Origin of the sequence: uncultured Leptotrichia sp. (assembly GCF_938036635.1) — a bacterium.
GTDB lineage: Bacteria > Fusobacteriota > Fusobacteriia > Fusobacteriales > Leptotrichiaceae > Leptotrichia > Leptotrichia hongkongensis.
Genome location: NZ_CALHQO010000143.1, coordinates 1 through 1,830 on the forward strand (window position 1 = coordinate 1; position 1,830 = coordinate 1,830).

The following is a 1,830-nucleotide window of genomic DNA, read 5'->3' on the forward strand; positions in this document are numbered from 1 at the left end:
GAGCTGGTAAGAAGTTCCTCAAGAAAAATAATAATTTGTTTATCGGTTAGATCTTCTAATAATGCTGAACCAAATTCTTTTTTTATCTTTTGTTATTACCTCTAAAAATTTATCTGCTTTACTTGAACTTACTCTAATTATTTTTATACTAGCACTTTCAATATCTTCAATATTAATGGTTATTTTTTTTAAAAATATTTTATTATCTTCAATCACAATCTTAAAACTGAATAAAAGAAAAGATGCAACGATAACATATCCAAAAAGAATCGCAATAAAAACAATTTTTATAGTTGTTAATTTTTCAATTCCAGCAATTCCTTTATATAAAGAATATCCTGCTATAATAACAATTATTATAAAAAAAATAGACGATGAAATCATATATTTTAAATTTGCTCTAAAAACATATTTATTCTTCTCATCTTCTATTTTATATAGCTCTAATTTATTTTTTAAACTTTCCATGTCAAAAATATTATTCATTATACTATGACTCATAAAAATTAACTTCAATAATTTATTAACAAATTATTCTGAAATTTTATAAGTTTCTTCTCCTTCTTTTTTTAAATTCAAATTATTTCTCGCAAATTTTTCAGTTTTTTCATCTTCATCTGAATTCTTTTCTTGACTTAATAATCTATTTTTTTTATCGTTAAGCTCTTTTATTTCTTTATCTGTACTAATCAAATTGTTTTGCATAGATCTTTTATTAAAAAAGATTCTTGCACTTTGCCCAATAAAGTAAACTACTAAACTGAAAAATATGATATTTCCTATTATACGTAGCTTTCTCATTATTCCTCCTATATTTTTAAATTTTTATGTCTATCTTGTTTGTCTTTATCATTTCTTATTTTTTCTATTTCTTTTATAAAACTATCTAAACTATCAAATTTTTTATAAACTGAGGCAAATCTCACATAGGCAATTTCATCTAAATCTATTAGATATGAAAGTATTTTTTCACCTAATTCACTTGATTTTATTTCACCTGAATATGAAGTCAATATTTCACGCTCAATCTTATCTATTGTTTCTTCTATTTTTTCTACATCAATATGTCTATTTTCAAACGCCCTTACAATTCCATTATAGACTTTTTCGCGTAAATATGGCTGTTTTTCACCATTTTTCTTTACAACAACCAATGATAATTCAGCAACTTTTTCATGAGTGGTAAATCTTTTACCACACTTCTCACATTCACGCCGTCGTTTGATTGAGTTTCCTTCAAAATAAGCACGGCTATCCACTACTTTTGTATTTTCATAACCACAAAACGGACATCTCATAATATTCCCCCCTAATCTTTTTTAAAATATTTTATTAATTTTACAGGGTTATATGTTAATTTATTAAAAATTATTTCTATAATATTTAATACGACTTATTATCCATTCATCTCTTCTGTTCGAATAATTTCAATAATTTGTTCATTTGATTCAGCCTTCAATAAATTATCTATAAATCTGTCTTCTCTTATTAACCTTGATATTCTTGCCAATACTTTTAAATATTCTTGACTTTTATTTTCTGGACATAGAAACATAAAGAAAATATTTACATTTTCATCATCTACTGAATTATATGCTATTCCATTTCTTGAAATTCCAAAAGTCACAATCAATTCATCTACTGCTTTTGTTTTTGCATGTGGTAACGCTATTCTTTTACCAATTCCAGTTGAACCCATCTCTTCTCTTGCAAGAATATCATTTAATCCCTGTTCTTCATCCTTTATTAAATTTGTTTTTTTTAAGTTACCATACAATTCTTTAATTACTGCATTTTTATTTTTTGATTCCAAATTTAAATTTATTGTGT

Annotated in this window: 4 protein-coding genes; all 4 read right to left on the reverse strand. The window is 24.5% G+C overall.

The annotated features are described in order from the left end of the window. Positions 1-39 precede the first annotated feature (39 nt). Positions 40-501, reverse strand: a complete 462-nt coding sequence (locus Q0370_RS02720; protein WP_299571792.1) for a hypothetical protein — start codon at positions 499-501, stop codon at positions 40-42. 30 nt (positions 502-531) lie between these two features. After that, positions 532-801, reverse strand: coding sequence for a septum formation initiator family protein (locus Q0370_RS02725; protein ID WP_147005727.1), 270 nt, complete (start codon positions 799-801; stop codon positions 532-534). A gap of 8 nt (positions 802-809) precedes the next feature. Beyond that, positions 810-1,298 carry a transcriptional regulator NrdR gene (gene nrdR / locus Q0370_RS02730; protein ID WP_299571798.1) on the reverse strand — a complete coding sequence of 163 codons (489 nt, stop codon included), beginning with the start codon at positions 1,296-1,298 and terminating at the stop codon, positions 810-812. Positions 1,299-1,396: 98 nt separating this feature from the next. After that, positions 1,397-1,830, reverse strand: a 434-nt coding sequence (locus Q0370_RS02735; protein ID WP_299571801.1) for a PTS sugar transporter subunit IIA, incomplete at its 5' end; no start/stop codon positions are given.